Genomic DNA, 2,068 nt, shown 5'->3' on the forward strand with positions numbered 1-2,068 from the left:
CAGCTGGTGTACCAGGGCTTCGGCGCCGAGGTCTGCCGCCGTGTCGTTGAATGCCTGCACCACCTGGGCGCGTTCGCCCGGCGACAGCAGCGGCAGCTGCAGCACGGGCTGCTGCGGTGCCGTGACGATGCCCTGCAGCAGGCGGCCGAAGCTGTCGCCCAGGCGCGCGATGGTTGCTGCATCGAACAGGCCCGTAGCATAGTTCCAGGCCAGTTTCAGGCCCTGTTCCGTCTCGGTCGCCTGCAGCTCCAGGTCGCATTTCACCTGGCCGTGGCGTGCCGTCACCGGCGCCAGGCTCAGGCCCGGCAGTTCCAACTGCTTGGCCGCATTGTTCTGCAGGGTGAACATCAGCTGGAACAGCGGCGAATGAGCCAGGCTGCGCGCCGGCTTCAGCTCGTCGACCAGCATCTCGAACGGAATTTCCTGGTGTTCGTAGGCCGCCAGCGCCGTGGCCTTGGCCTGGGCCAGCAGCTGCTCGAAGGTGGGATTGGCGGAAAGATCGCTGCGCAGCACCAGCGTGTTGACGAAGAAACCGATCAGCGGCTCCACGTCCGGATGCAGGCGTCCGGCGATCGGCGTGCCGATGACGATGTCGCTCTCGCCGCTCCAGCGCGCCACCAGCACCGCGAACGCCGCCTGCAGCAGCATGAACAGGCTGGCGTCGTGACGCCGCGCCAGCGCGTTCAGCCCGGCCAGTGTCGCCGCATCCACGTCCTGCAGCAGGCGCCCGCCGTCGAACTGCTGCCGCGCCGGCCGCGGCCGGTCCAGCGGCAGGCTGTGCACCGCCGGCAGATCGGCCAGCTGGCCACGCCAGTAGTCCAGCTGTGCGCGCAATGCAGCGCCCTGCAGGCGTTCGCGCTGCCAGGCAGCGTAGTCGGCGTACTGGATGCCCAGTGCGGGCAAAGGATCGGGCTGGCCCTGGCTGAAAGCCGCGTACAGGGCACTGACTTCCTTCACCAGCACGCCGCTGGACCAGCCGTCGGAAACGATATGGTGCTGGGTCAGCAGCAGCACGTGCTCCTGCGTGTGCAGCTGCAGCAGGCGGCCGCGAATCAGCGGGCCGCTGGCCAGGTCGAAACCGGCCTGGGCTTCGGCGCTGCTCAGTTCCGCCACCGCCGCTTCCTGCTGCGCAGCGTCGAGTGCGCACAGGTCGTGTTCGGTCAGGGCAAAGGTACTGGCCAGGTCGGCAATCTGGCGCGGTTCACCGCCGCTGTCGACAAAGCGCGTACGCAGAATGTCGTGCCGCGCCACGATGCGGTCCAGCGTGCGGCGCAATGCCGCGCGATCCAGCACACCGCTCAGACGCAGCGCCGCCGGCATGTTGTAGGCCGCGTTGCGCTCGAACTGGTCGATGAACCACAGCCGCTGCTGCGCGAACGACAGCACCGCCGCTTCGAGCCGGTCGCGCCGCAGCGCAATGCCGTCGGTCCTGGCCGCTCGCACCTCGCCCGCCGTATCCAGGAAGCGGATCAGCGCCTCCTTGTTGCTGCGGATCAGGTCTACCGCGACCGGGTCCAGCTCGGCGCCGGCGGAACGGGTCTTCAGTTTCCCATTTTCCACATAGACGGAAATGGCGTAGGCCGTGTTCAGGTGCTGAATCAGTTCCGCAGCGTGCATATCACCACTCCAGCTCAACGTGCTCTTCCCTAGTCATGACCATCGCCTGGTTGCGACGGCGGATTTCCTGCTCGTCGATCAGCCGGGCGATGCTGCGAATATCCGATCGGTCGAAAATCAGGCGGATGGAAACCTCCACCTCCAGCTGGCGGCGCACCGCGCTGATCAGCCGCGTGGCCAGCAGCGAATGGCCGCCTATATCGAAGAAATTGGCCGTGACGCTGACCTGTTCCAGGCCCAGCACTTCGCCCCAGATCGCGGCCAGGCGCCGCTCGGTCGGCGTCTCCGCCGGCACGTGCAGCAACGGCTGCAGCGCCGGCTGCGGCAATGCCGCTTTGTCCACTTTGCCATTCGGCGTCAGCGGCAGGCGCGGCAGCACGGCATAGGCCGAAGGCTGCATATAGCTGGGCAATTGCGCGGCCAGCTGGGTCTTCAGCTGTTCGACCAGCGC

Annotated in this window: 2 protein-coding genes; both read right to left on the reverse strand. The window is 67.3% G+C overall.

Annotation, left to right across the window (positions count from 1 at the left end; translation table 11 throughout):
- The coding region (locus DFR29_RS28760; RefSeq protein WP_243746212.1) for a condensation domain-containing protein at window positions 1–1,617 on the reverse strand (1,617 nt) is incomplete at its 3' end.
- Between the two features lies 1 nt (window position 1,618).
- Window positions 1,619–2,068: phosphopantetheine-binding protein (locus DFR29_RS28765; RefSeq protein ID WP_208113775.1), on the reverse strand; the 450-nt coding region annotated here is incomplete at its 5' end.

This window comes from Tahibacter aquaticus, from assembly GCF_004363655.1.
Taxonomy (GTDB): domain Bacteria; phylum Pseudomonadota; class Gammaproteobacteria; order Xanthomonadales; family Rhodanobacteraceae; genus Tahibacter; species Tahibacter aquaticus.